Raw genomic sequence first — 24285 nt, 5'->3', positions numbered from 1 at the left:
CGGGAACCCCCCCCACCTCCTGTCTTGTCAGTTGGGATCGGAAGGTAGATGCTGGGTCTGCGGGATAGGACTGACTGATGAAGATATCCGATGACAAGTCATCCGAGCTCCCTCAACCACGGTGCTTGGTTGAGGGTGTGGTGCAGATTTTGGCCGTAGAGCCTCGTATTGAGGCGGTTACCGTTCGGCCTGCGGATCATTCTGTGTCGATTGCCACGTTGGGACAGCGCGAAGATCCCGCTTTGAACGAGCGTGTCAAAGGCTTGGTGGATCGCCTGCAGCTGAGTGAGGAAGGTCAAAACTGTGGGCTTCTGACGGGCAAGGGGGATTGTTCGAAGTGCGAGCGGCCTCCGCATGCGGGTATCTTTTCGCAGATCCAAGTCACTCAAAACCCCCAGGCCACCACTTTGGCTCGAGTGAGTTGTCCGACTGCCCCGCGGTTCTGGCATTGGAAATCCCTCCCCCTTCCCAAACTCGTTCCGCGCGAGCTTGAGATTCACGACGATGATGAGCATTTGGATGAATGGAAGGGACAACTGGTGGCAGCCAGTTTGGCGGGCATCTTCACGGTGGGGGCGATTTTCGGACCCGCGCCTTGGGCTCCGTGGCTGTTCGTAGGCGCCTACTTGGCTGGCTCGTGGTTTACGGTGGTTGAGGTTTGGGAGCTGCTCCAGCAACGACGACTCGATGTTCACTTCTTGATGCTCGCGGTGGCGGCTGGCAGCGCTGCGATTGGAGAGTGGAAGGAAGGCGCGATCCTGCTGTTCCTCTTCTCGATGGCCGGTGCTTTGGAGCATTATGCGATGGGGCGCACCCAGCGTGAAATCAAGGCGCTGCACCGGGGGGCGCCTCAGGTCGCGACATTGCTGGACGAACGTGGTCAGGAACGGGAAGTGCCGGTCGACCGGCTGGTGGTAGGCCAGAAGTTGCTCTTGAAGCCCGGAGCACTGTTTCCGGTGGATGCGGAGGTCACCAAGGGCGCTACCGCTGCCGATGAATCCAATCTCACCGGAGAATCCGCCCCGGTGGAAAAGCAGGTGGGCGATACCGTGCTGGCTGGCACGATGAATCTGTGGGGAGCGGTGGAAGCGACCGTCTTGCGGCCGGCTGCTCAGAGCGCTCTCGAGAAGATCATCCGGCTGATCCGAGAAGCCCAGCATCAGAAGGCGCCCTCGCAGCGATTCACGGATCGATTTGGGACCGGCTACACTTATGCGGTCCTCGGGCTCTCCTTCGCGGTGTTTCTCGTTTGGTGGCTGGTGCTGAAGACTCCGGCTTTCGTTTCGACGGAAGCGGTCAAGAGCGCCTTCTATCGCGCCATGACGCTGCTGGTGGTGGCGTCTCCTTGTGCGCTGGTTCTTTCGATCCCCTCGGCGATTTTGGCGGCGATCGCGTCGGCCGCCCGGCGTGGCGTGCTGTTCCGCGGCGGAGTGGCGGTGGAGAAGCTGGCTGAGGTTCAGCGAGTGGCTCTGGACAAAACGGGAACGTTGACCACCGGCGAGCTGCAGGTGGAGACGGTGGAGAGCTATCCGCCCGGCCGGGAGGCGGAGGTCTTGCGCTGGGCGGTTTCTTTGGAGCGGTTGTCGACGCATCCACTGGCGCGTGCGATCACTCGGCATGGCAAGAAGCAGGGCATCGTTCCGTATGAGTTGGAACATTTCCAATCCGTGACCGGAATGGGGCTGCAGGCCGACTATCAGGGGAAGCAGGTGAGGCTGGGGCGTCGCAGTTGGTTGGAGTCCACCCTGGGAAAAGCTGGTGCGCAGGGGGACGCGAAAGTGGCGGCTGAGCCCGGGCTCTCGGAGGTTTGGCTGGTGACCGACGATCTTAAGGGGCGGGTGGTGATGCTCGACCAACTGCGGGAAGAGTCCCGCCGGGTCATTGAAGCGCTCAACGAAGCGGGGTTGACTCCCGTGGTTTTGACCGGTGATCGCGAGTCAGCGGCGCAAGTCTTGCGCGATCGGCTGGGGATCCGCGATGTTCGAGCTCATCTGAGTCCGGAAGATAAAGTAGCAGCGATTCGAGAGTTCACCGCCCGGGGCGAAAAGGTGGCGATGGTGGGGGATGGGGTGAACGATGCCCCGAGCCTGGCGGCGGCTCACGTTGGAGTGGCGATGGGAGCGCGAGGATCGGATGCCGCGCTCGAGCAGGCCGATGTGGTCTTGATGCACGATCGGCTCGAGAATTTTCTATTCGCTTACCGCATCAGCCAGCGGGCCAGGAAAGTGATTCGTCAGAACCTGGTGATCTCGCTTGGCACCGTCGTGGTGCTGGCGACTGGAGCTTTGTTCGGGCTGATCCCCTTGACCGTGGGAGTGATCGGCCACGAAGGCAGCACGCTGGTGGTCGTGTTTAACAGCCTGCGTCTGCTTATTTCCCCTCCGGAGCACCCGCTGGAGAAGCTGAAGTCGGGGGCGTCGTAGGCGGCTTCGGATTCGGAGTCGGAGGCTTGGCGGTGTTGAGCGGCGAGTTGGTCCTGGTGGATTCTCGGGCGAAGACGGGGTTGGCTCCTTGTCCGAGCTTCAGCCAGCCAGCCGGGCTTTCCGAGATGCGGGGGGAGGTCCTTGCGATCGTTGGCAAGGGGGCTGCGCCACTGACTCGGCCGCTATAGACCGCTCGCACAAAGCCGGCTTCACCCGGCTTTTGCAGATCGACCTGGCAGATGAATTGGTCGCCGGAGATGGATTGCAGTCCGCTCCGAACCCCGACGATCACGCCACCATCGAGCGGGTCACCCCGTCGCACGAGTCGCCTGACCGCCCCCTTTTCCCACAAGAACAAGTTGAACTCGGTTCCCTCCATGGCGCCCTCGAACAACACGCGTTCTCCTTCCACTGAGGCATAGTTGATCGCTCCCAGCGCACGTCCTTGTTCATCCGAAAAACTGGCCTCGTTGACCAGCGTTTCCACGCTGGACCCGTCGAGGCGGACGCGTCCGATCGATAGCGTAGTGCCGAAGCTGGTGAAGTAGACCCAGGGATCTTCGACGGCGGCCAACAGTGCACCGGCGTAAGGTTGGGAGCTTTTTGGCTCGCGGAGAGTGCGGTCGATCAGCGGTTTGATCTCGTTGTCGACGGAGCGGTAGATCCCGGATCCGGACTGGGAGTAGCCTGTGAACACCACGCTGCCATCTTGGGCGACGCAGGCGTAGCTAAAGTCGTGGAAAGGGACGCTGGTTCCAGGCATGGCAGTGGCGCGGTCGGCCACGCGCTGGATGACATTCTTATCAGCTCGGTAGACCCCCTTTTGGTTGTCACTTCCGTAGCCAATGAAGACCACGACATCGCCGCGAGAAACGGGGTATTGCAGGCGGTCGAAGTTTCCGATCCCGTGGGGGATCGCCTGACCCGCCTTTACCCAGGCTTTGGAAAGTCTGCCCAAGGAGGTTCGGTAGAGGCTGAACTCCGCTTTGCGGTTCTTGCCGACGAAAACCATGCCGGCATCGTCCGATCGCAGATCGTAGTTAAGCCGGTCGCTATCTCGCTGGAAATAGACGAAGGTTTCATTGGCCTCGGGGATCCAGTCCCCGCTTCGGATGGTAGGCTTCACCTCGTGGGGAGTGCCTTCATAGATGGCTCCATCGGTTGCAAAGCGCGCCACTCCGTTCCGAAGCGAGGGCAGTCCCAAACTGGCTGTGGCGGGGTTGCGCGTGGGGGGCGAGACTCGCGCGAGTGGTACGGTTTTAGAGGTCGGTTCCGTTCCCTCAGCGGAGCGCAGGGTGGGTGCCAGCAGGGGCGACACCAGCGTCAGAGTTAAGGCTGCGGCTGTCAGGCTGTGGCCGGCAATTCGAATCAGAGGCATCTTCATGGTTCCGCGGTGGTTGTTCCGGCGGCTTGCTGGAACTGGGCACCTGGAGGAACTATCGGCCGATGCGGCCGGGCCTTGAGAACCGGGGTTTTAGGAACTGGCGCTGGTGTAGCGCTTGAGAGAGGCACGCCAGACGATTTCCGAGATTACGGCGCAGATGCCGCCGATCCCGAGCAGCCACAGCACCTCCAGGGGGTTGGAGAGCCGGTTGGCGAGAACCTTCACCGGGACGTTGGAGACGAGCGTCATGGGGATGACGAATGTGAAGACCACTTTGAACACGCCCCGGAAGGTCGAGTCGGGGTAGCGGGCGATGTTGAACAAGTTGTAGTATCCCCAGACGATGCCCTGGGCTCGCACCGTCCAGAAACTGATGGCGGAGAGCAGAAACATCAGTGAGTAGTGGATGAGAATTCCAGCAACGCACAGAATCAAGAACCCGGCCACCTGGCTCACGGAGGGGATGCGATTGAGTTCGCGCAGCGCGTAGATCATGACGCCTACGGCGCTCGCTGCATTGACGAAGCCCCCCAAGTCGACCTTTCGCAGCGACACGATGAACCGCGTGTTCACCGGAAGGAGAACCATAAAATCGAGTTTTCCAGTTCGGATCAGCTCTGACAGTTCGGAGCAATTCGTGAAGAAGAATGCTTGAAAGAGTTGCTGGATGAAGTGGCTGGCTCCGATTAGCAGCACCGCCTCCCACTTGCTCCAATCGCCGATGCGGTCGGTGTGCTGGTAGATGACGGTGAAAAAGCCGATCTGGAGGGCGAACCAGAGCAGTTCGACCACGATCCAGAGGATGAAATTGGCTTTGAATCCCATCTCCCGGATGACGGAGTTCTGCCACATGGCCCAGTAGATCCGAGCGTAGCGTCGAACCAAGCCCTGGGTCTCTGGAACCGGCGATGTGGGTTGGGACGGCATGGTGTGGGACAGCAGGTGAGGAGTGTCAACCTCCGACGGCCTCGTAGTGGCGGATCCCCCGGCTCCATACGAAGCGGGATAGCAGGTAAGCAGCCGCGACCCAGGCAGCTTGGATCATCAGGCCGGCGACGAGTTCGGTTCCCGTGGTGCGCTCGAGATACACGTTGACTGGAAAATAGAGCTGATAGGGGAAAGGGGTGCACATCAGCAGCTGATGCAGCCAGGGCGGCAGAATATCCAAGGGAAAGAGATGCCCGCCGGCAATGTACTCAAACGCGAAGGCGATGAAGATGAGGGTGCTGACCTCTTGCAGCCAAAAGGCCAGCAACGCCATGGAGTACGAAATCAGGAACTGCAGCGCAGCGGTCATGGTGACGGACAGGCCAAATGCCAGCCAGGTGATCGGATCGGCGGGGAGATAAAAATACTCCCGCTGGAACAAGATGAAGGCGAGGACCGGGAGGAGCGCCATGGAGGTGTAGATCAAGCGTCCGGCGATGAACAACGCGAATCGATACGCCTGATAGTTGATGGGCTTCAGCAGGAACTGGCTAATTCCGCCGTCTTTGATATCGGCGGCGATCTGCCAGTCGTCCTCTGCGACGGCGGTGAGCATATCCACCAGGGTGATGACCAGGTAGTAGCTGATCATCTGGCCGAGAGTATACCCATTGATGTTGGCTCCCTTGTCCTCGTAGATCGTGCGCCACAGAGAGATGGTGGCGATCAGGGGTATGAGACCGAAAAGACTTCGGAATAGAAAATTCACCCGATAGACCAGGGTGTTCTGAATTCCGACATTGAGAATGTGCCAGTATTTTGCCATCGGCCGCGAGTCACCGCTCGTTGCGGAGGAATTATGATCGCCAATGTTCGGAGAACTCCAGCGTGAATACGTCGAGGGACACTCTATGCTGAGAGGCCCTCACCGGGGTTAATCCTCCGTGTGCAGCGGAGCCTCGCGCCGAGGTGGGCGCCACGGAGTTTCGCCACCCCATATCGCAGTGTGCTCCGCGCTCTACCTTCCCAGCCTCGCGCCTAACTCCGCCAGGTCCGCGGACATCTGAGCCGCGGTCGTGTAACGATCCTGAGGATTCGGCTCACAGGCGCGGATGATGATGCGATTCAGTTCCATGCGCGCGGTGATATCCTCCGATTCATAGAGGGCGGTGGGAAGCTCCGGGAAGCGGCGGCGATCCAATCCCATGCATGCCTCATAGAGCACCTTCCCCAGGCTGTACACATCGGAAGCGGGCGTGCCGGGACCTTCCGGCGCCATGAACCCATCGGTGCCTAAGCGGGAGACATCCTGTGCGGTGGATTGGATCTCCGTTACCAGACCAATGTCAGCCAACTTGGGCTGACCTTTAACATAAATGATATTGGCGGGTTTGATGTCCCGGTGGATGAGTTGCTGCTGGTGGAGGCAGTGGAGCGCATCGGCCAGCGCCCGGCCTAGGCCTACGCACTCTTTCGCTGGCAAGGCGCCGCGTTGGCGGATGACCGTGCCCAGGTTCTTGGGTGTGTAGGTGTCCGGTTGGATTTGCTGCTCTGTCTTTTCGTCGTCCCCCGGTTCCATGATGTAGTAGAAGAACCCTCGTTCGTCATTTCTCCCCACGTGGAGGATGTGGACGAAGCCGGGGTGAGATCGGGAGATGGGCATGAATTTCTGGATGCCGCGAAACTCGCGCTCGTAGGGCCCGTCGTCGTTAAAGTCGCGTCGATGGACCATCTTGACCACATGGTGCAGTCCGATGGCATTGCGCGCCAGCCAGACCTCGCCGTAACCGCCTTTGCCCACTTGTCGCACGAGAGTGTGGTCGGCGACGGTTGGGCCCGGCTCGTGATTGCCCTTATCGGGCTGCGCCACCTCCTTCGCGGCCACCTTCTCCTTCTCCTTTCGGGTCTCCTCAACCTGCTGGAGGGTTTGGGTGAGTGTTTGCTCCAGGTGTTCCTTCTCTTGGCGCAGGGCGCGGGTGTGACTGAGCAGGGACCAGGCGAGGGAGAAGGGGATCTGCATTCCCGAGATGAGCATCCAATTCACCCAGACGTGACTTTTCCAGACCCAGATGCAGCTGAATAGAGCGACTGCGAGGGCGCCGGCAATGCTGAATCCGACCGCCCAACCCGGTCGCAGCCAGACGAGCCCGCAGCCGAACAGTGCCGCCGTGGTGAGGACCAGGGCCAGATGCATCGGTTGATTTTGGTATCCCCAATAGCGAAGCGAATCTCCGCGCACCAGGTTGGCGAAGGCGGTTGCTGCGATCTCCACCCCCGAGATACGATCCGTGGTCCATCTCGAGTAGGGAAACCGATAATGGTCGGTGATCTCCTGGGCGTCCTTCGCCCCGGGCAAGCTTCCGACAAATACGTTAGCGCCCTTGAAGTATCCCTTCGGTTGGGAGTCTTTGCCGATCACCTCGCGAAAGGTGAATGATTTTAGCGAGCCTGACTTCCCGTAATAGTTCAACCAAAGCTCATTGTCAGGAGGGCTTCCCGGCTTGGCCAGGTATTGGGATCCTGCCAGCTGTGCGGCGACCCAGGCGAAGCCTGGCTCCTGCTCGTCCCCATGATGGAAGGATCTGACCATGTTGTCCCCGTCGCTCCTCACCTTCGAGAGGCCGAGATGCGCTTTGGCTTCCTTGAGCGCGGGGAATGGGGGGAGAACTGTGCTGATGTTTAGTTCGGCGTGGGCTCGATCCTCGGTGACGGTGGCCAGAACCACCATCCGATTTCTTTCGATGGCCCGGGCGAGTTTGCGGTCTCCGGCTTCGGTGAGGTTGGTCTGAACCTTGATCGAACGGGGAAGCTGGAACCAGATGTCGAGAACGACCAGGTTCGCGCCGTCGTCGGTCATTCGGTCCACAAAATCAGCGAGCAGGCCTCGGTCGAAGTCGGCGGCTCGCTGCCCGAGAGCCTCGTAGCTTTTGTTGTCGAGGAAGACCACGACAACCTCGGGGGGAGGAGCGGTGGCCGGGCGCAGGAGGTAGCCGAAGTCATAGCTCCATCTCAGCCACGGATCGCCCAGCACCGAATACCAGAGCAGCAGGGTAAGCGCGAGGCACATCAACCCTCCGGCGAGCGAGTTTCGGCGCAGCGTCTTGACGATGGTGCTGGGCCGGTTCATTGCAGATTCCGGCCCCGCCTGGGAAGTTGTAGCTTCGCGGGATCAGGAAGAGCACGGGCAGGCTGACGGAGTGGGCACATGGCTAAGGCTGCCCGGATCGGGGGGCGGGCTTCGCGCCGAACGGTTTCAGCAACTCGTCGAGGCGATAATGGGTATAGCGGCTGTGGCTGGCTACGTTCTGGGAGTCGGCGTTGGCGACCCAGAACTCGAGGGTCTCAGGCGCGAACAGCACGGAGTGAATATTGGAGCCCATGCACACCGGCTTGGTCATCAGGTCGCGGGCTCCCGAGGCGTCAATTTTTCCATAGCCTTCCTTCACTCGCTTGGCGAGTGCCTCGTAACGGTCTCCGGCGGACATGAGCACCGCGTCCTTGAAGGCGTGAGGCAGCTTGGGATGACTCTCTCCAGCCCAGATGGTCTCGAACGTGGTTGGGGTGGCGGCGATGCCCACGGCTCTTTTGGTTTTCCCATCGGAGATCACGTAGTAGTATTCACAGGTCCGAGGGCTGCCCTTCATGATCGCCAAGGCTTCCTCGATGGTGCCCGCTTTCTCCATCACCTCTCGCACCAGTTGCGCCATCGGCTTTCCGTCCCAGTTTCCTTCGCCACGCCCGCCCATCTCCCCGATGGCCACCTTTTTCTCGTTCATGGCAGTCACCGAGCCGACAAAACCGGCGTAGCCGACATTGATCCACGCATGGCCTTGATCTGGCTTGAACACCATCACGACCGCATTTTGTTCCAGGCCGATGCCGCGGAGGTAGTCCAGGATTCGGCCATGATACATCGTTCCGCCGACGGTGGAATCTCCGTAGACGGCAAACCCGCTGCAGTGAAAAAGTTCGGGGAAAAAGTTGGCCAGTCGAATCTCCTCACGATCCAGTTTGGTGGCCATGGCGAGCGAGTCCATTTCGCGCAGATAACGCGGGTCGATAAAGGGATTGAGCCGGCGCTGTGCCTCCTCGATTTCACCAAAGAACCAACGTCCTTTCTCGAAGGAGCTTCCGACCCCCACTCCATAAAGCACTCGTTCGACCAGATCCTGCACGGATTTCCTCATGAGAACCCCCTGCTGGTGTCCCATTTCTTCTGGACTGCCTTCCAAATGCAGCACCCGCGTGCCATCGATGGATTCCAGCCTTCCCTTGCCCTCGATCGCCAGCAGCCTCCGTTCCCCGGTGGCTGGTCCCAGTGTAGGGATGTGTTGGTTGAGGCTCGAGAGCATCACCGGCAACGCACGGGTCAGGTGAGAGAGGGCCGTGGTCTCGATGCGATCGCCTTCGCGGGCAGCAAGGGACCAGTCTTTGTCGTCGATCCCCGGCTGGAACTGCGGGTTGGACAGCCGGAGAGCAACATCGACACCGGCCTTATCGGTCCAGCGTAACCCTAGCGGCATGGAGTCGGCGACCCGGAGGGTGAAGGTGAGGGTCCCGGAAGGAAGTTTGAGGGCTTGGATGGCCTCGGGCTTGGGTGTGGCAGAGATCACCCGACAGCTCGTCCCGTCGAGTTGGGTGTCTTCCAGGGTTTTGACCTCGCAGAGAAAAGGGAGTAGAGCGAGTTGCTCGCGCGACACGGGCAGTTTCATCGGCCCCAGTTGGGTTCTATCGATCTTCTCGGGCGCGGTTTGAAACCGTGGAACTCCCGATTTCCCGATCACCCCAAATTTCTTTAAAGGAGCGTATATCCAAAGCTCATTGCGGTCGCGAGTGATGGTCAGTTCGGTTTGGTCGATCTTGAACGAGGCGCGGATCCGATTGCTGCTGGCGATTGCAAGATCCCCGTGGGCTTGAGCGGCTTGCTTAGGAAGCCCCTTGGCCTCGACGAGTTTCCATCCAGCCGAGAAGGTTCGAGGTGAACCATCGGAACCCGCATCAAACACCGAGCTGACGTGTTGCAGCGCGGCATTGAAGAGTTCGATGCCCGTGGGGGCAGGTGGCGGGGTGGTCTGGGTCCGTCCGATGGTAAGAAGTCCGGACAGCAGGATAGTCGTAGCCAGGAACCGGGTTTTCATGCGTAGCTTCTGTGAGGGAGTGTAAGCGGGTTAGCCGTGGGAGGGAAGCGGGGAATGGAGTGCTGTAGGCCTCTACAGCTTTTCGGTGCCCCCGGAGGGGAGCCCAGCTCCGCTGGAGAGACCAAAGCGGCAGAGGGCTGCCGCACTCCATACGTCTTTCCTCCTCGCGAAGCGTTTGGAGTGCTGTAGGCCTCTACAGCTTTTCGGTGCCCCCGGAGGGGAGCCCAGCTCCGCTGGAGAGACCAAAGCGGCAGAGGGCTGCCGCACTCCATAGAGTGGATCCAGCCTCACCGGATTTTACATCGCTTCTCGGTATCGCCACAGGCAACCTCAACTCAGTTAAAGTTCTCAGGCTTATGTCGCTCTACAAACGCATTGGTGGTCATGAAGGCATCGCTCGATTGCTGCGTCCTTTTTACGCGGATGTTCGCCAGCATCAGATCCTGGGCCCGATCTTCAACTCGCGGATTTCCGACTGGCCTGCGCACCTGGAGAAGATCGGAGAGTTTTGGGCCCGACAAACGGGAGGTCCATCCCGCTACGGGGGCGGCTTCGGGGGTGCACATATCTCCTTGGGTATCGGGGCTCCGCACTTGGAGCAGTGGCTAGAACTCTGGGACTTTAACTGTCGACGTCAGCTGCCGGCGCCGGAAGCGGCGGAAATGAGTGAGCTCGCTCATCGAATTGGTGCCCAGCTGCTGCGCATCCTCGGAGGACGTTCCGGCTTGAACATCGGATCCGAGCCTGGCCTCCCCCCTCAACCATCGCCGCGAGGATGAAACTTGCGGTGCACATCCCGCAAACGAGCCGGTGCGACGTGGGTGTAGATCTCGGTGGTGCTGATGCTGGCATGACCGAGTAAATCCTGGATCACTCGCAGGTCGGCGCCATGTTCCAGTAGATGGGTGGCAAAGCTATGCCGCAGCATGTGGGGCGTGATGTTGCGTGTGATGCCGGCGTAGAGCGCACGCTTTTTGACGCGCAGCCACATCGTGTAGTGGCCGAAGCTTCGGCCGCGCTGATTCAGAAAGACATTGGCGGGCGAATGAGGTTTCACCAGGTGGGGTCGGCCTCCGACCAGGTATCTTCGGATCGCATCGATGGCCGGGGCTCCCATGGGCACCACCCGCTCCTTGTTTCCTTTGCCGAGCACTTGGACAAATGCGGCGTCGAGCTGCAGCTGTTCGAGGCGTAGGTTGCGCAGTTCGGCCAGGCGCAGGCCGGAGGAGTAGGCGAGTTCCAGGATGGCCTGATCGCAGAGGCTGCCTGGGGTCTCCGGAGTCACCGGCTTGAGCAGGCGATCGATGTCCTCGGCAGAAAGTGACTTGGGCAGGCGCTTCCAGCGTCGTGGCAGCGAAAGGTTTTCGGCCCAGTTGACTGGCAGATGTCCTTCCTGCTCGGCGAAGCGATAAAACGCGCGCAGGGCGGCAATGGAAAGATACACGCTCTCGTTGCTCAGGCGTTTGTCCTTGGGGGCGCCTGCTTTTTCCCAAGGGCGTCCGCGCTCCTGCTCCACAAAACGGAGGAGATGGGGAAGTTCGACCTGCTTCCATTCACTTAGGCCTTGGGCGACCGCCCAGGTTGCGAAATGATTCAGCAGCGTTTGATACGTCCGTTGAGTGAGAATCGATTGGCCCCGCTCGTGGCGCAGATACTGAAGGAAATCTTCGATGAGCGTTTCCATGCCGGGTTGTTAAACCGTCGCTGGAACTCGGAGGGTTCGCTCCAGGAGATCGGCGAGGCTCTCCGCCGCGCTAGCCGTCGTCTTGCCGAGTCGCAGGAGGGCAGGGATGCGACCTGGGCGTCGCAGCAGCGCTCCGGCTAGCTTGAGTCCACTCAGCCGGTAATCTGGCGTCATGAGTTGGTTGAAATCGAGGGCGAGGTCTTCGTTTGCTGCATCCGAGACCACTCTCACCGTTGCGCAGGGGAGTCCGCGGGCTTGGCAGACCGATTGAATGACACCGGATTCCATTTCCACGAGATCCTCACCGCCGCGGGCCCGCAGCGCACGCTTTTCATCCGCCGTGGCGGCAACTCGACTCGTGCAGAGAAACCGAGCTGCCTTGGCGCCGGCTTGTTCAAGCAAGCGGCTGAGCTCGGGTGAGGACGTCTCGAAGAACACTTGGCTGCCTTGGCAGTCCGGGTTGAGGCCGCCGGCGAAGCCACAGGTGAACACGCGATCGGGCTTACAGGTCGTGAGTTGACGCTCGAACGACTTCCTCGCGTTGTGCGGTCCCATGCCCGTGACGAGAACCTCGAGTTCAGGTCCCGGGGACAGCCGGCGGAGAAATGGTTTGGACTCCTGGACGACCGCGAAGCAGACCAAGGTTTTAGGAATGCGGATCATTTCACTCCCGCCAACCGCTCCTTCCAGATCCGATACAGCTCGACCGTCGCTCGGACGTCGCGTAGGCAGTACTCGGCAATCTCGCGGTGCCGGCCTTCGTTCATGAGCTTTCCAACATCCATCCCGCTGATTCCGTGACTCTTAGGGGATTCGATCCCGAAGGTCTTGCAATAAAAATCGAGGTTAAACTTCCGTGCCGCGCCATCTCTCCCGCTGACTCCATAAAACGTCAACTGCTCAGCGAGGTCGCAATGGGGCTCTACGGCGTAGCGGTAGCCCAGCCAATCCTTGCGGCTGATGGGCACGTTGAGAACGGCGGAACGGAGGTAGAGAAACGGAACATCGAAGCCGCGGCCGTTGAAGGTGACCACGGAATCGTAGCGCTTGGCCACCTCCCAGAATCCTTCAAGCAACTCGGTCTCATCGCAGCACGGTTTGAATTCCACTCCTGCGGTCGGTGCCTCCTCTGGATCGAAATCATCCGCCAGGAAGAGGACCTGTCCGCGCTGGGAGTCGGCATTCAGCATGGCGAGGCAGACCACCCGAGCGGTGAGAGGCCAGAGGCCAAACAGGTTTTGGATCTCCGCACGCTTCGCGTCGCGTTCCGCTTCGCTGGGAAGTTTGCCGGCGTCGCGAAAGAGATATTCCTGTTGAGTTTCGTCGAAGGCTTCGGCGGGGAGCCCGACGGTTTCTATGTCGAATACCAAAGTTGCCATGGGAAAAAAAACAGGATGGGGAAACCCGTTGGCACAAACCAAGTCTCGCCATCCTGGAATCGGTTATTGCTAACCTTTACTTCTTCTTCTTCTTCGCTGCTGGTTTCTTAACTGCTTTCTTTGCTGCTTTCTTTTTTGCTGCCACTCGTAATCACCCCCGATCCATTTTGTGGTTTAGGTGATTGGACTTGTAGCTGAAACTTTTCTTAGAGCGAGACTTTTTTTTATTGAACGAAGATTTATGAATAAGAATTACGCTCCGAATTTGTCGAACATCTTCGCGTTCGCTTGCATTAATCGCATCAGATATTTCGCTTCGAACACTCCGAGTGATCCCATGTTTGCGCCGGTCTCGGTGAAGCGTTCCAGCTTGTCAGAGCCGGATGAAGATGAGGTGAGGAGCACGGGCTGCGGGTGCCAAGAATGGCCGTGCAACGCACAGGGAGTGGAGTGATCGCCAGTGATGGCGAGCACGTCCGGACGCTTCTGCAAAAGGATGGGAAGGGCCGCATCAAAATCTTCGATCGCTTTGCGCTTCGCCTCGAAGTTGCCGTCCTCGCCGTGCTTGTCGGTGTACTTGTAATGGATGAAAAAGAAATCGTAGTTGTCGTATTCGGCGAGGTAGCGCTCGAACTGCTGAGCGATGGTTTCAGGCCCTTCGATCTTCTTCATCCCGACGAGTTGGGAGAGTCCTTTGTACATCGGATAAACGGCCAGTGCGGCGGCCCGCATGCCGTAGCGCTCTTGGAACGTGGGGATGGCAGGCTGGTGGGCGATGCCGCGAAGCAGAAAGCCGTTGGCCGGTTGACGGCCCTTGAGAACGGGGAGGGCTGCCTTGTAGAAGTCGGCGATGAGCTTGGCGGTCTTCTTCTGTTTGGCGGATTTGGCGTTGGTCGGCTTCACTGCGGGAATGGCGAGGCCTTCGCGATTCGGGTCGGCATCGGTCAACGGCCCTTCGAGTCCCTTGCCGCGGAAGATCACCACGAAGCGGTGCTCCTTGCCGGGACGAATGATCACCTCGGTGTCGCCGATGCGTTTGACTTTCTTGCTCAGGAGTTCGCACAGCTCGACGCACACCTCGGTCTTAATGCGCCCGGCCCGGCGGTCGGTCACGATGCCCTTCTCGTTGAGAGTGCAAAAATTTGCTCGAGCCGCCACATCTCCCGCCTTGAGGTCGATTCCGAGTCCCAGGGCTTCGATGACCCCGCGTCCCACCTGATATTCCAACGGGTCGTAGCCGAACAGCGCGAGATGGCCAGGTCCACTGCCGGGAGTGATGCCTGGGGCGACCGGGATCATGCGTCCTTGAGCGGCATCCTGGGTGAGTAGGTCGAGGTTCGGGGTGGCGGCGGCCTCCAGCGGGGTGAGGTAGTTTTGCTCCTTCGTCGCGATGTCGCCTAAGCCATCGAGCACGACCAGCACCAGCTTGGCGGGAGTTTTAACCAGAAGTTGGGAATAGAGGGCGTCGAGGTTCATGGATGTGTTGAGTAACAGTTTGAGTTCAGTATCTACGGTGTGCTCTACCCGGAATGGAACCGGCAAAAGCGGCGGCAATCATGCGGCTGTTTGGACAGGAGCGTCAACGGTTGAAACGCTGATCTCGAGGCTTGTGTCAGGATCATCCTATAGGGTATTCCACCGGAGTCATGACTACGTTATCTGGCATTCGGGCGATCCTGCTCCTGATCGGGGGATTGGCGGCCGCGTTTCCGGGCTACATGGCCGTTGCCGAGGAGACCGTGCATTCGGTGTTGGTGCCGGTGTCGTCCACCACTCTTTCCGGATACGTTGACACCTCTACTCCTTGGAATGTCGGCCCCACCTCGACGCAGATTCCGGAGCCCGGTTCTGCTGCGTTGTTCGCCCTGGCAGGCGTGGCCCTTTATGCTGGGGCTCGGGCTTTCCGTAAACCTCGGTGAGCGATGTCCGGTGGGCATCGCCGCATACCATTGTAGATTTTTCCATGTCCACCCCACTGCTGAAGCTGGTTGCGGTGCATCGGTCGTTCGCCTCCGGAGTTGGAGGTCCTTCCCTTTCCATCCTGCGCGGCGTGGAGGTCACGATTGAGCGCGGCGAGAGTGTGGCGATCGTGGGTCCCTCGGGCTCCGGCAAGAGCACGGTGCTCAATCTGTTGGGAACCCTGGATCGACCGGATCAAGGGCAGGTGTTGTTCGAGGGCCAGGACCTGACGACTCTCGATGAGCGGGCTCTGGCGGTGTTTCGCAATCGGAGCATCGGGTTTGTTTTTCAATCTCATCATCTTCTGCCGCATTGCACGGTTTGGGAGAATGTACTGATTCCGACGCTGGCGGAGCATCGCTCCGCCCCGCCCGCGGCCATGGAGCGGGCTCGACACTTGCTGAAGCGGGTCGGGTTGGCGGATCGGCTGTCGCATCGGCCGGGTCAGCTCTCGGGCGGTGAACGCCAGCGGGCGGCGGTGGTGCGCGCGCTGGTGAACGAGCCCAGCGTCCTGCTGGCCGACGAACCCACGGGAGCCTTGGATCGCGTTGCCGCCGCCGAGTTGGGAAAACTTTTGGTCGAGCTGAACTTGGAGGAGAAGATCACTTTGGTGGTCGTCACTCATGCGCTTGACTTGGCCCGCTCCATGGGGCGCGTGCTGGAACTTCGCGATGGCCGCTTGCAGAGCCTGGCGAATGCGAATGCATGACATGAGCTGGTTTCGACTGATTCTGCGCAGCTTGGCCCATCATTGGCGCGCCCATGTGGGAGTGTTTTTGGGGGCGACCCTGGGCAGCGCGATTTTGATTGGAGCTTTGGTGGTGGGCGATTCGGTTCGGGGGAGTCTGCGTGATTTGGGGATGGAGAGGCTGCTGGGGCATCATTTTGCAGTGAGCTCCGGCGACCGGTTCTATCGTTCCATTCTCTTCAGCTCGTTTGAGCCGCAGCACACTTTGGCGGGGCATCTGGCGACGCGTCCGGATCTCGATCCGAGTCGTTACGAACTCACCGCCGCGCCGGCGACGCTGCTGCATCTTCCGGGCACCGCGGCTCGCCAAGACCAGTCTCAGCGGGCCAATCGAGTAAACGTCTACGGCGTGCCCACCGGCTCTTTGTTTCGTTTTCCGGGAAGCGCTAGCGCTGGGGGGGGGCGGGAAGCTGAGTTGGATCCCGCGGCGGAGATGGCGTGGCAGATGCGAGTTGATCCTCCGCCCGGGACAGTGATCTTGAACGAGGCACTGGCTGCTCAGTTGCAGGCCAAGCCCGGGGATGAACTGGTTTTCCGCCTGCACAAGCCCAGCGCGTTGTCGCGCGATGCAGTGATCACTCCCCGAGAGGATCAGAGCATCGCGCTCCGGGTTCGAGTGCACTCCGTGTTGACGGGGACGGAGGGGGGGAATCTGTCATTGCGGTCCAGCCAGACTCCCCCGTTGAACGCATTTTTTCGCCTGGAGGAATTGGATGAATTGGCGGGGGTGGCAGGTTTGGCCAACCTCACCTTGATGCCGCCCTTCGTGACCCGGACTGAGGCATCCTTCTGGCAGCGGGTGCGGCTGTGGGTCTCGGCCCTCTTCGCACGGGGAGCCGGCACCGGACCGGAGGGCAATCGGACCTTGGCTCCGGCGACGATTCAGGGAGCCTTGCTGGCGGGCGCTTTGTCGAACCTGTGGACGCTGGCCGATGCGGAGCTCACGTTGCGCGATGTGCCGGGCGATCCGAGCAGCCGCGAGCTGATCAGCCGTCGGATCTTTCTCTCTGACTCCCTCGCGCGCGCCGCGCTGGAGGGCGGTGGGCAGGGGGTTCTCACGTACTTGGTGAACGAACTTCGACATGGAGACTTGGCCGCTCCTTATTCCATGGTGGCGGCGGTCGAGGCGCCGTGGGTGCCGGAGAACCTGGCCGACGACGAGGTGGTGGTGAATCAGTGGCTGGCGGAAGATCTCCAGCTGAAGCCGGGTGATGCCCTGGACCTTTCCTATTATCTTTTGGATACCGGCACCGCCTTGGTGGAGAGGACCAATCGTTTCCGGGTGCGCTCGATCGTTTCGATGCAGGGGCGCTATGCGGATCGCAGTTTGATGCCGGAGTTTCCCGGGCTTTCGAAGGCCGAGAGCACGCGCGACTGGGATGCGGGGTTTAAGCTGGTGCACCCGATTCGTGACAAGGATGAGGAGTACTGGAAGCAGCACCGAGGCACCCCGAAGGCGTTCATTCGACTGAGCGCAGGGCAGAAACTGTGGGCCAACCGGTTCGGATCTTTGACGGCCATACGCTATTCGGTGTCGAGTGGCTCAGCGCCCTTGGCGGCTGCGCAGGAGGCTCTGGAAGCCTCCTTGCGCGCTCGCATCTCACCGGAAACGATCGGGCTTCGGTTTGAGCCCGTGCGTGAGCAGGCGCTTCAGGCGGCGGCGGACTCGCAAGATTTTGGCGGGCTGTTCATTGGGTTCAGTTTCTTCCTGATCGTTGCCGCCCTGATTTTAATGGCGCTGCTGTTTCAGTTCGGAGTCGAGCAGCGCCAGCAGGAGATCGGCACCTATCTCGCGCTGGGATTTGCACCCAACCAAGTTCGCCGGATTTACTTGGCGGAGGGTTTGGCGTTGTCGGGGTTGGCCGGGCTGGCGGGCGCGTGGGGTGGGAAGGTTTATGCGGAGGCTTTGCTGTGGGCGTTGGGCAGTCTCTGGCAAGGGGCGGTGGGCACCTCGCATCTGAAGCTGCACCTGACGCCTCAGACTCTGTGCATGGGTTTGGTGGCGTCCTTGCTGGTCAGCGGGCTCACTCTGTTCTGGATGCTCCGGAAGCTGGGTAGGAGGCCCGCCCGCGAGCTGCTCTCGGCTGGGGTATGGCTGGAGGAGGCGCCGGGGACGGTGGGATCTGGACGCGGATGGTCGCCGTGGGTGATGGCGTTCGGATTGATCGGCGCCGTGGGGATGGTTGGGTGGGCGCTTTCACGTCGTGAGGCGGCTAATGCCCCGCTGTTTTTTGGGGCGTCGGCGCTGGCGCTGGTTGCCGGCCTGGGTGCGGTGTCATGGTGTCTGCGACGGTGGAGCGAAACGCCCGCGCTGGCCGAGGGGTTGAGCATTCGGTCTCTCCTGGTTCGGGGCGTCGGCAGGCGACGTTCACGCAGCCTGGCGACCTGTGCCTTGCTCGCCTGCGGCAGCTTTTTGGTGGTCTCGATCGGAGCTCACCGGCTGGATGCCCACTTTGATGCAGGCCGCCGATCCTCCGGGACGGGGGGCTTTGCTCTGATTGCTGAGAGCACGCTGCCGGTCGTTCAAGATTTAAATACTTCGGCCGGCCGTGAAGCTTTGAACTTGGACGAGCGGACCCTGAGCACTGTGGCGGCGGTTCCGTTTCGGCTGCGTGCGGGTGATGACGCCAGCTGTTTGAATCTCAACCGGGCCCAGAATCCCCGGATACTCGGCGTCACGCCAGCCGGATTGGCTGATCGCAGCGCCTTTTCCTTCGCGGGCGCTGCCTCGGGGCTGCGAACGGAGGATGGGTGGAAGCTGCTGGAAAGCCCGCCTGTTCCTTATGCTGATGGGGACGGGGAAGGCGAGGTGATCCCCGCGATCGGGGATGCGGCTTCGATTCAGTGGGCGCTGGGCAAGAAGTTGGGCGACACCTTGACGCTGGCCGACGAGGCGGGGCGGCCTTTCAAGATTCGCTTGGTCGCGGGCTTGGCCAACTCGATTCTGCAAGGGAATCTGGTGATCCACGAACGCGAGTTTATCCGCCGTTTTCCGAGCGTGGGAGGTTACCAATATTTTCTGATCGATGCGCCGACCAACCAGATTTCCTCCGTGGCAGGGGAGCTGTCCCGTGGGCTGAAGGATGCGGGGCTGGAGGCGACCCCGACGGTCGTTCGGCTGGCCCAGTTCAACGGGGTGCAGAACACGTATCTAAACACCTTTCAGATGTTGGGTGGTTTGGGCCTGTTGCTCGGAAGCGTTGGTCTGGGGGTGGTGTTGTTGCGTAACGCCCTTGAACGCCGGGCCGAGCTGGGGCTCTTTCGCGCGCTCGGATTTCGCCGGGGCATGATCTATGGGCTTTTGTTTTGGGAGCACTTGGGATTGTTGACCGCCGGGCTGGGCGTCGGCGTGGGCGCGGCCTTGCTCGCCGTGGTGCCGGTCGCTCTCTCGCCGACCAACGATCTGCCGGTGCCGCTGCTGCTGGCACTGCTGTCCGGCGTGTTCGTGGTAGGCCTGATCTCGACACTTCTCTCCTCGGTGGTGGCGCTTCGGGGCAGGCTCCTGGACAACCTGCGTGCCGAGTAGGAGAACCTGACCGGTCAAGTCGTGAGGATCTGCGCGGCAGCCACGACGCGAATCACCGCCTCAAAGGGGGTGTCGCCGAGGAGCACCCGCTGATTCCCTTTTGCGGGCTTTCCAAATCATCAAGACCTGATAGATTCCCTCTCCCTCCCGGACGCTGACGTAGGTTTCTGTGGAGGTAAGACCAATTTGAAAGCATTAGTAGCGAATGGAAATCGACGCTCGGAACGGGTGTTCCTGGTCGGGGTGGAGTGGAAATCGAAGTCTCTCTGGGAGACACAGGATTCCCTTGCTGAGCTAGAGGAATTGGTGTCGACGGCAGGCGGGGAGGTGGTGGGCACTGGCACCCAGAAGATGGAGACGCCGGTGGCTGCTACCTATATTGGCAGTGGGAAGGCGGCGGAGTTTGCCGGAAATTGTCAGGGAGATCAGGTGGACACGGTGATCTTCGATGACGAGCTTTCGCCCGCGCAAAACAGGAACCTGGAACGAATCTTCGAGTGCAAGGTGCTGGATCGGACCTCCCTGATCTTGGACATCTTCGCGCAGCGCGCGCGCACGCGTGAGGGCAAGCTGCAGATCGAGCTGGCGCAGCTCGAGCATTTGCTTCCCCGTTTGACCCGCTTCTGGGGGCATTTGTCCCGGCAGAAAGGCGGCATCGGCATGCGGGGTGACGGCGAAACCCAGCTGGAGACGGATCGACGTCGGGTGCAGGACCGGATTGCTCGGATCAACCGGGAACTTGACGAGGTCAAGCTGCATCGGTCGACCCAGCGTGAGGGTCGACAGCGGAGGTTGTGGCCGTTGGCTTCGATAGTGGGCTATACGAATGCCGGTAAGTCGACCTTGCTGAACCAGCTTACCGGAGCCAGCACCTTGGCCGAGGACAAGCTGTTTGCCACCCTGGATCCGACCACTCGAAGGCTTCGGCTTCCGACCAACCAGAACGTGTTGCTCACCGACACGGTGGGATTTATTCGCAAGCTTCCTCACGGCTTGGTGGAAGCGTTCAAGGCCACGTTGGAGGAGGTCGTGGTGGCTGATCTGCTGTTGCATGTCGTGGATGTCAGCCATCCGAACGCGGAGGAGCAAATTCTGGCGGTGAACCAGGTGCTAGCCGAGATTGGCGCGGCGGAGCAACCGACCTTGATGGTTTTTAACAAGGTAGACCGTCTGGAGCGGCCTGATCGGGTTCAGAGCTTCGTGGATCGCTTTCCGAAGTCGGTGGCGGTGTCGGCTCGCACGGGAGAAGGGGTGTCGCAGCTACTGGCCGAGTTGGGGACAGCGCTGAAGCCCATTCGGCAGTTCGTGCAGCTGCAGGTACCGCCGGAGAACTCCGCGGTGATTGCCCGTTTGCATGCCGTGGGGGAGGTGGTGGAGTGCGACTATACGGGTCCTGAAGTGCTGCTCAAGGTGCGCATCCAACCCCACCATCGGTCGGAGTTTCAGCCCTTCGTCACCGCTGAGCTTTAGCCGCACGTGGCGGCGGCGGGGATATGTTCCAAGCTGGGGACGGCCCAGGTGGCACCGTGCCGTTCGAGTTCGGCCACGGAGGAAGTGCCGGTGGCCACCGCCAAGCACCGCGCCGAGATCGCTTTCGCGCAGCGGATGTCCATGGGGGTATCCCCGATCACCAGTACCTGCTCCCCTTCCAATGGCAACCCCAGAAGGTCGCTTCCGCGAGTGCGGGCGATCGCTGCGATTCGGTTTCGATCCTCATGATCATCGCCGAATCCCCCGGTGGAGAACTCCTGCCAGAGTTGGAAGTGACGTAGTTTGATCTCGGCACCCAACCGCACATTGCCGGTGAGGAGGCCGATGGCGGGCGGTTGAGGAAGCGCTCGCAAGTCGCGAAGGAACTCCCAGACGAAGGGGCAGGCCTTTCCGGGATTCTGGGTCAGGATGTGATCGAGCCAGAAGTAGTAGACATCAAAGAAGTAGTGGACGTTCTCGGGGGTATGCTCGACCTGGTGTCGTTGGAAGAGTTCTCGCACGAGCGAGGTGTCGGTCCGACCGGCGAATTCCATCCCTTCGGTGGCATCGAGCACCCCAAAGGCGGTGGCGAAGGCTTGGCGGAAGGCCTTGCGTCCGGCGCCTCCGGTGTGGAGCAGAGTGCCGTCGATATCAAACAGAACCAGGTGTACCATGGGTGGTTAAGTGGGGGCTAAGGGGGCGCCTAGTCCTTTTTGCCTTTTCCGTATTCCTCGATTTCAGCCATGAGGAAGTGCACCAAGTGCTTGAGCCGATCCTCCAGAGGCAGGGTGGAAAGGATGGTTTGGCGGGCCATGGGGCTGGTGAGCACGGCGCAGGACACCAAATCCGCGACGTGATCGGGTCCCGGGAGGGCCTCGAGGTAGTGTACGACCTCCTCGATTGTTTCGCCGTTGGCTTTGCCTTTGGACTTTTTGGAGCCCTTCTTGGTCTTTTCAATAGCGGGGAAGGGGAAGGGGGCAGGTCCGACCTCCATTCGACGGCGCACCAATTCCAGAACTTTTTCTTTAAGGGCATCGATGACCAGATTGTCGGCTGGGGGGGTGGGAAGGGGCTTTATGGATTCAATTCTGTAAGGCTTAGTCTGCACAGTCTCAACGAGTTGCACTCGTGTTAAGCCTTGAAGTATGAGATGGGAAGTGCCATCTGCGTGGTCGACCGACACTCGAATCAAGCCAAGGCCAGCAATGGTGCAGGGGCGTTCCCGGCTGCGGGAGGGGTCCTGCATAGCGACTGAGAACATGCGGTGAGACTGCAGGGAGTCAGCCAGCATCTTGCGGTAGCGGGGCTCAAAGATGTAGAGCGGCAGCAGTGCCTGAGGGAACAGGGTGGCGCTGGGCAAGGTCATTACCGGCACTTGGTCGGGTAGTTCCATGAATCAAATCTAAGCTTCTGCGTCAGTAATTCAAGCGGTGGTCGTTACACTTGCCAAAAATCCAAGCCACCGACAGACTGAACACCTTATGAGGGCAGCATTAACGGTATTGACGATTATCTGTTTAGCGCTCGGAGGCGCACTCTATGTACGGAACAAACGTGCATTGGAGGCACAACAGAAGGACCAAGAACGGATCCTTGCGTTGTCCAACGACCTGGTGAAAGCCAGCGTGCAACGGGATGAGCTGCACAAGATCTCGCTGCTTCTGGAGACGAATCTCACCGTGACGTCGTTGGAACTCTCCGGGCTGTCCAATCATCTGGTGAAAACCTCGGCGGACCTCGAGAAGGCCAAGAGCGAGGCCAAGGCTGCGGCGGAGGCTTTTCAAGCGGAGATGAAAAAGCGCGATTCCAAGATTGCCGAGTTGGAGCACGAGAATACCACCTTGGAGAAACAATCCGATGATCTGCGTGGTGCCATTGGCGGCTTGGAGAAGGCGATTTCAGACACGGAGAAGAAACTGGCGGCCTCAGAAGGTGACCGTGAGTTTTTGTTGAAAGAACTGAAGCGGCTGCAGGCGGAGAAGGCGGAGTTGGAGCGGCAGTTCAACGATATCGTCGAGCTGCGCAAACAACTCTCTCGACTCAAGGAAGAGTTATCTATTGCCCGTCGAATTGAGTGGATCAAGAAAGGTATCTTTGGTTTCTCCGAAGCGAAAGGCGGCCAGATGCTGTTGCAGCAGACTCCAAAGCCGGCGAAACCGACCGCGACGGCCACGAACTTTGGGCTGCAGGCGGAGCTTCGAACCGACGGTTCGGCCACCATTACGACCCCTGGTGCCTTGCGTCCGAATGCGGCCCCGGCTCTGCCGCCACCCGCAGGAGGCACGCCAAGCCCAGCCCCTGCTCCCAAGCCCGCCACTCCCAAGCCGTGATGCCCGTGTAGTGCCTGAGGACCAGCTCATTGACTCCCATGGACGGGTGCTGCGCGACCTGCGGGTTAGCGTAACGGATCGCTGTAATTTCCGTTGTTTGTACTGCCTCCCAGAAACCGAAGCGGCTCAGAATTTTTACCGGGGCCGATGGGCCAACCTCCCCAACTCGACCCCCATCCAGCATTCCTGGGCTCCTCGATCCCACCTCCTTACCTTTGAGGAAATCGTTCGTTTTGTGCGACTGGCTGTGGGGCGGGGCATCCGCAAGATCCGCCTGACCGGCGGAGAGCCGCTGTTGCGTCGTGAGTTGGAAAAGTTGGTCGGTTTGCTGGCCGAGATCCCGGGCATCGAAGACCTGGCCATGACGACGAATGGGTCGGGCTTTCGCTCTCGCGGAGCCGCGTTGCGTCAGGCTGGACTCCGGCGAATCACCTTCAGCTTGGACTCCCTGGATCCCGCCATCTTTCGGAAAATGACCGGACGGGATGAATTGGATGAGGTGCTGGCTGGAATTCGGCTTGCCCGGGAGCTGGGGCTCTCGCCGGTGAAGGTCAACGCGGTGATCATTCGCGACCTGAACGATGGGGAGCTCGAGCGTCTGGCGGAGTTTAGTCGCGCGGAGGATCTTTCCTTTCGTTTCATTGAGTTCATGCCTTTGGACTCGGCGCGCGCCTGGCAGAAGGATCTGGTGGTGAGCGGCCAGGAGATCCTGCGTCGTCTTCAGGCGCGATTTCAACTGGAGCCGGTGGACTCGGAGAATCGTTCGGAGACTTCTAAACGATGGCGGTTTTCCGATGGACGTGGAGAGATTGGCATCATCGCCCCGGTGAGTGAACCGTTTTGCGGCCACTGCAATCGGCTACGGTTGACGGCCGATGGCAAGATCCGAACCTGTCTTTTCAGCGTTCAGGAACACGATATCCGCGATCGGATGCGATCCGGAGCAACGGATGCGCAGCTTTCCGACTATCTGACTCAGGTCGTTTGGCAGAAGGAAGCCCGACACCATATTGGGGAGCCGGAGTTCATCTCGCCTCCCCGTTCGATGAGCTGCATCGGCGGCTAGCAGCGAACACCGTCTGCACCAGGGCCTCGGCTGGGGTGAGGTTCGGAAACAGGAACGGCCCTGCTGCAGGCGGTGTTCGCTGCTAGAAGGCACTGCGTGCGGGGCAGCTCTATGGACCGCGGTGGCACGACCTAAGCATTACCCACAAGTTCTTCGACCAAATGTTAGAATCCCAAAGGGATTCCGGCTCAAAGCCCAGGGTTGGCGCGACGCAGGAGCGCCTACCCTGGGTTAGTCGTGGTTTTCTCACA

At 60.3% G+C, this 24285-nt stretch carries 19 protein-coding genes; 8 read left to right on the top strand and 11 right to left on the bottom strand.

The genetic code is table 11. The features are described 5' to 3' along the window. Nucleotides 1-77 precede the first annotated feature (77 nt). The gene (locus JNN07_10660) at nucleotides 78-2423 is read left to right on the top strand and encodes a heavy metal translocating P-type ATPase (GenBank protein ID MBL9168192.1); all 2346 of its coding nucleotides are present in this window, start codon (nucleotides 78-80) and stop codon (nucleotides 2421-2423) included. Here JNN07_10660 and JNN07_10655 read toward each other — a convergent pair. From JNN07_10655 to JNN07_10635, 5 genes are all read right to left on the bottom strand, one after another. Further along, nucleotides 2371-3807, bottom strand: a complete 1437-nt coding sequence (locus tag JNN07_10655) for a hypothetical protein (GenBank protein ID MBL9168191.1) — start codon at nucleotides 3805-3807, stop codon at nucleotides 2371-2373. The two genes, JNN07_10660 and JNN07_10655, sit on opposite strands and share 53 nt — an antisense overlap. A gap of 90 nt (nucleotides 3808-3897) precedes the next feature. Further along, nucleotides 3898-4734: an ABC-2 family transporter protein gene (locus JNN07_10650; protein ID MBL9168190.1), complete on the bottom strand. Its 837-nt coding sequence runs from the start codon at nucleotides 4732-4734 to the stop codon at nucleotides 3898-3900. A 25-nt stretch (nucleotides 4735-4759) separates the two neighbouring features. Continuing rightward, the gene (locus JNN07_10645) at nucleotides 4760-5560 is read right to left on the bottom strand and encodes an ABC-2 family transporter protein (GenBank protein ID MBL9168189.1); all 801 of its coding nucleotides are present in this window, start codon (nucleotides 5558-5560) and stop codon (nucleotides 4760-4762) included. A gap of 192 nt (nucleotides 5561-5752) precedes the next feature. After that, a complete protein-coding gene (locus JNN07_10640; GenBank protein ID MBL9168188.1) occupies nucleotides 5753-7861 on the bottom strand; it encodes a CHASE2 domain-containing protein in 2109 nt (702 codons plus the stop codon). A gap of 82 nt (nucleotides 7862-7943) precedes the next feature. Further along, nucleotides 7944-9872, bottom strand: a complete 1929-nt coding sequence (locus JNN07_10635) for a hypothetical protein (protein ID MBL9168187.1) — start codon at nucleotides 9870-9872, stop codon at nucleotides 7944-7946. Between the two features lie 356 nt (nucleotides 9873-10228). Here JNN07_10635 and JNN07_10630 point away from each other — a divergent pair, with 356 nt between their 5' ends. After that, nucleotides 10229-10651 carry a group III truncated hemoglobin gene (locus tag JNN07_10630; protein ID MBL9168186.1) on the top strand — a complete coding sequence of 141 codons (423 nt, stop codon included), beginning with the start codon at nucleotides 10229-10231 and terminating at the stop codon, nucleotides 10649-10651. On the opposite strand, the gene JNN07_10625 is transcribed toward JNN07_10630, so the two are convergent. From JNN07_10625 to JNN07_10610, 4 genes are all read right to left on the bottom strand, one after another. Beyond that, entirely contained in the window at nucleotides 10630-11556 is a 927-nt protein-coding gene (locus JNN07_10625; GenBank protein ID MBL9168185.1) for a tyrosine recombinase, read from the bottom strand. The genes JNN07_10630 and JNN07_10625 overlap by 22 nt on opposite strands. A gap of 9 nt (nucleotides 11557-11565) precedes the next feature. Beyond that, on the bottom strand, nucleotides 11566-12219 hold the full coding sequence (locus JNN07_10620; protein MBL9168184.1) for a hypothetical protein: 654 nt from the start codon (nucleotides 12217-12219) through the stop codon (nucleotides 11566-11568). After that, nucleotides 12216-12935 (bottom strand): 3'-5' exonuclease, encoded by a 720-nt coding sequence (locus tag JNN07_10615; protein ID MBL9168183.1) that lies wholly within the window; start codon nucleotides 12933-12935, stop codon nucleotides 12216-12218. The genes JNN07_10620 and JNN07_10615 overlap by 4 nt, the downstream gene beginning before the upstream one ends. Before the next feature lie 252 nt (nucleotides 12936-13187). Then, nucleotides 13188-14411: a 2,3-bisphosphoglycerate-independent phosphoglycerate mutase gene (locus JNN07_10610; GenBank protein MBL9168182.1), complete on the bottom strand. Its 1224-nt coding sequence runs from the start codon at nucleotides 14409-14411 to the stop codon at nucleotides 13188-13190. A gap of 170 nt (nucleotides 14412-14581) precedes the next feature. On the opposite strand from JNN07_10610, the gene JNN07_10605 reads away from it, so the two are divergent. The 4 genes from JNN07_10605 to hflX all read left to right on the top strand — a co-directional run bounded on the left by JNN07_10605 (nucleotide 14582) and on the right by hflX (nucleotide 20638). Further along, the gene (locus tag JNN07_10605) at nucleotides 14582-14854 is read left to right on the top strand and encodes a hypothetical protein (protein MBL9168181.1); all 273 of its coding nucleotides are present in this window, start codon (nucleotides 14582-14584) and stop codon (nucleotides 14852-14854) included. Between the two features lie 44 nt (nucleotides 14855-14898). Further along, the gene (locus JNN07_10600; GenBank protein MBL9168180.1) at nucleotides 14899-15603 is read left to right on the top strand and encodes an ABC transporter ATP-binding protein; all 705 of its coding nucleotides are present in this window, start codon (nucleotides 14899-14901) and stop codon (nucleotides 15601-15603) included. A gap of 1 nt (nucleotide 15604) precedes the next feature. Continuing rightward, the gene (locus tag JNN07_10595) at nucleotides 15605-19168 is read left to right on the top strand and encodes an ABC transporter permease (GenBank protein MBL9168179.1); all 3564 of its coding nucleotides are present in this window, start codon (nucleotides 15605-15607) and stop codon (nucleotides 19166-19168) included. 228 nt (nucleotides 19169-19396) lie between these two features. Beyond that, nucleotides 19397-20638, top strand: coding sequence for a GTPase HflX (gene hflX, locus JNN07_10590; protein MBL9168178.1), 1242 nt, complete (start codon nucleotides 19397-19399; stop codon nucleotides 20636-20638). Here the strand turns inward: hflX and JNN07_10585 are convergent. Continuing rightward, the gene (locus JNN07_10585) at nucleotides 20635-21312 is read right to left on the bottom strand and encodes an HAD hydrolase-like protein (protein ID MBL9168177.1); all 678 of its coding nucleotides are present in this window, start codon (nucleotides 21310-21312) and stop codon (nucleotides 20635-20637) included. The genes hflX and JNN07_10585 overlap by 4 nt on opposite strands. A gap of 29 nt (nucleotides 21313-21341) precedes the next feature. Further along, on the bottom strand, nucleotides 21342-22031 hold the full coding sequence (locus JNN07_10580; protein ID MBL9168176.1) for an LON peptidase substrate-binding domain-containing protein: 690 nt from the start codon (nucleotides 22029-22031) through the stop codon (nucleotides 21342-21344). A gap of 88 nt (nucleotides 22032-22119) precedes the next feature. On the opposite strand from JNN07_10580, the gene JNN07_10575 reads away from it, so the two are divergent. Both JNN07_10575 and moaA read left to right on the top strand, forming a co-directional pair. Next, the gene (locus tag JNN07_10575) at nucleotides 22120-22968 is read left to right on the top strand and encodes a hypothetical protein (protein MBL9168175.1); all 849 of its coding nucleotides are present in this window, start codon (nucleotides 22120-22122) and stop codon (nucleotides 22966-22968) included. Next, nucleotides 22886-24034: a GTP 3',8-cyclase MoaA gene (gene moaA / locus JNN07_10570; GenBank protein ID MBL9168174.1), complete on the top strand. Its 1149-nt coding sequence runs from the start codon at nucleotides 22886-22888 to the stop codon at nucleotides 24032-24034. The genes JNN07_10575 and moaA overlap by 83 nt, the downstream gene beginning before the upstream one ends. The last annotated feature ends 251 nt before the right edge of the window (nucleotides 24035-24285 follow it).

Source organism: Verrucomicrobiales bacterium (assembly GCA_016793885.1).
GTDB lineage: Bacteria > Verrucomicrobiota > Verrucomicrobiia > Limisphaerales > UBA11320 > UBA11320.
Note: the sequence above shows the minus strand (reverse complement) of the source record. Positions and strands in the feature narration are given on the sequence as shown.

Bases quoted from the DNA above. Each gene is read 5' to 3' on its own strand.
- JNN07_10660 (MBL9168192.1), top strand. From the start codon at position 78: ATGAAGATATCCGATGACAAGTCATCCGAGCTCCCTCAACCACGGTGC.
- JNN07_10655 (MBL9168191.1), bottom strand. From the start codon at position 3,807: ATGAAGATGCCTCTGATTCGAATTGCCGGCCACAGCCTGACAGCCGCA.
- JNN07_10650 (MBL9168190.1), bottom strand. From the start codon at position 4,734: ATGCCGTCCCAACCCACATCGCCGGTTCCAGAGACCCAGGGCTTGGTT.
- JNN07_10645 (MBL9168189.1), bottom strand. From the start codon at position 5,560: ATGGCAAAATACTGGCACATTCTCAATGTCGGAATTCAGAACACCCTG.
- JNN07_10640 (MBL9168188.1), bottom strand. From the start codon at position 7,861: ATGAACCGGCCCAGCACCATCGTCAAGACGCTGCGCCGAAACTCGCTC.
- JNN07_10635 (MBL9168187.1), bottom strand. From the start codon at position 9,872: ATGAAAACCCGGTTCCTGGCTACGACTATCCTGCTGTCCGGACTTCTT.
- JNN07_10630 (MBL9168186.1), top strand. From the start codon at position 10,229: ATGTCGCTCTACAAACGCATTGGTGGTCATGAAGGCATCGCTCGATTG.
- JNN07_10625 (MBL9168185.1), bottom strand. From the start codon at position 11,556: ATGGAAACGCTCATCGAAGATTTCCTTCAGTATCTGCGCCACGAGCGG.
- JNN07_10620 (MBL9168184.1), bottom strand. From the start codon at position 12,219: ATGATCCGCATTCCTAAAACCTTGGTCTGCTTCGCGGTCGTCCAGGAG.
- JNN07_10615 (MBL9168183.1), bottom strand. From the start codon at position 12,935: ATGGCAACTTTGGTATTCGACATAGAAACCGTCGGGCTCCCCGCCGAA.
- JNN07_10610 (MBL9168182.1), bottom strand. From the start codon at position 14,411: ATGAACCTCGACGCCCTCTATTCCCAACTTCTGGTTAAAACTCCCGCC.
- JNN07_10605 (MBL9168181.1), top strand. From the start codon at position 14,582: ATGACTACGTTATCTGGCATTCGGGCGATCCTGCTCCTGATCGGGGGA.
- JNN07_10600 (MBL9168180.1), top strand. From the start codon at position 14,899: ATGTCCACCCCACTGCTGAAGCTGGTTGCGGTGCATCGGTCGTTCGCC.
- JNN07_10595 (MBL9168179.1), top strand. From the start codon at position 15,605: ATGAGCTGGTTTCGACTGATTCTGCGCAGCTTGGCCCATCATTGGCGC.
- JNN07_10585 (MBL9168177.1), bottom strand. From the start codon at position 21,312: ATGGTACACCTGGTTCTGTTTGATATCGACGGCACTCTGCTCCACACC.
- JNN07_10580 (MBL9168176.1), bottom strand. From the start codon at position 22,031: ATGGAACTACCCGACCAAGTGCCGGTAATGACCTTGCCCAGCGCCACC.
- JNN07_10575 (MBL9168175.1), top strand. From the start codon at position 22,120: ATGAGGGCAGCATTAACGGTATTGACGATTATCTGTTTAGCGCTCGGA.
- moaA (MBL9168174.1), top strand. From the start codon at position 22,886: ATGCGGCCCCGGCTCTGCCGCCACCCGCAGGAGGCACGCCAAGCCCAG.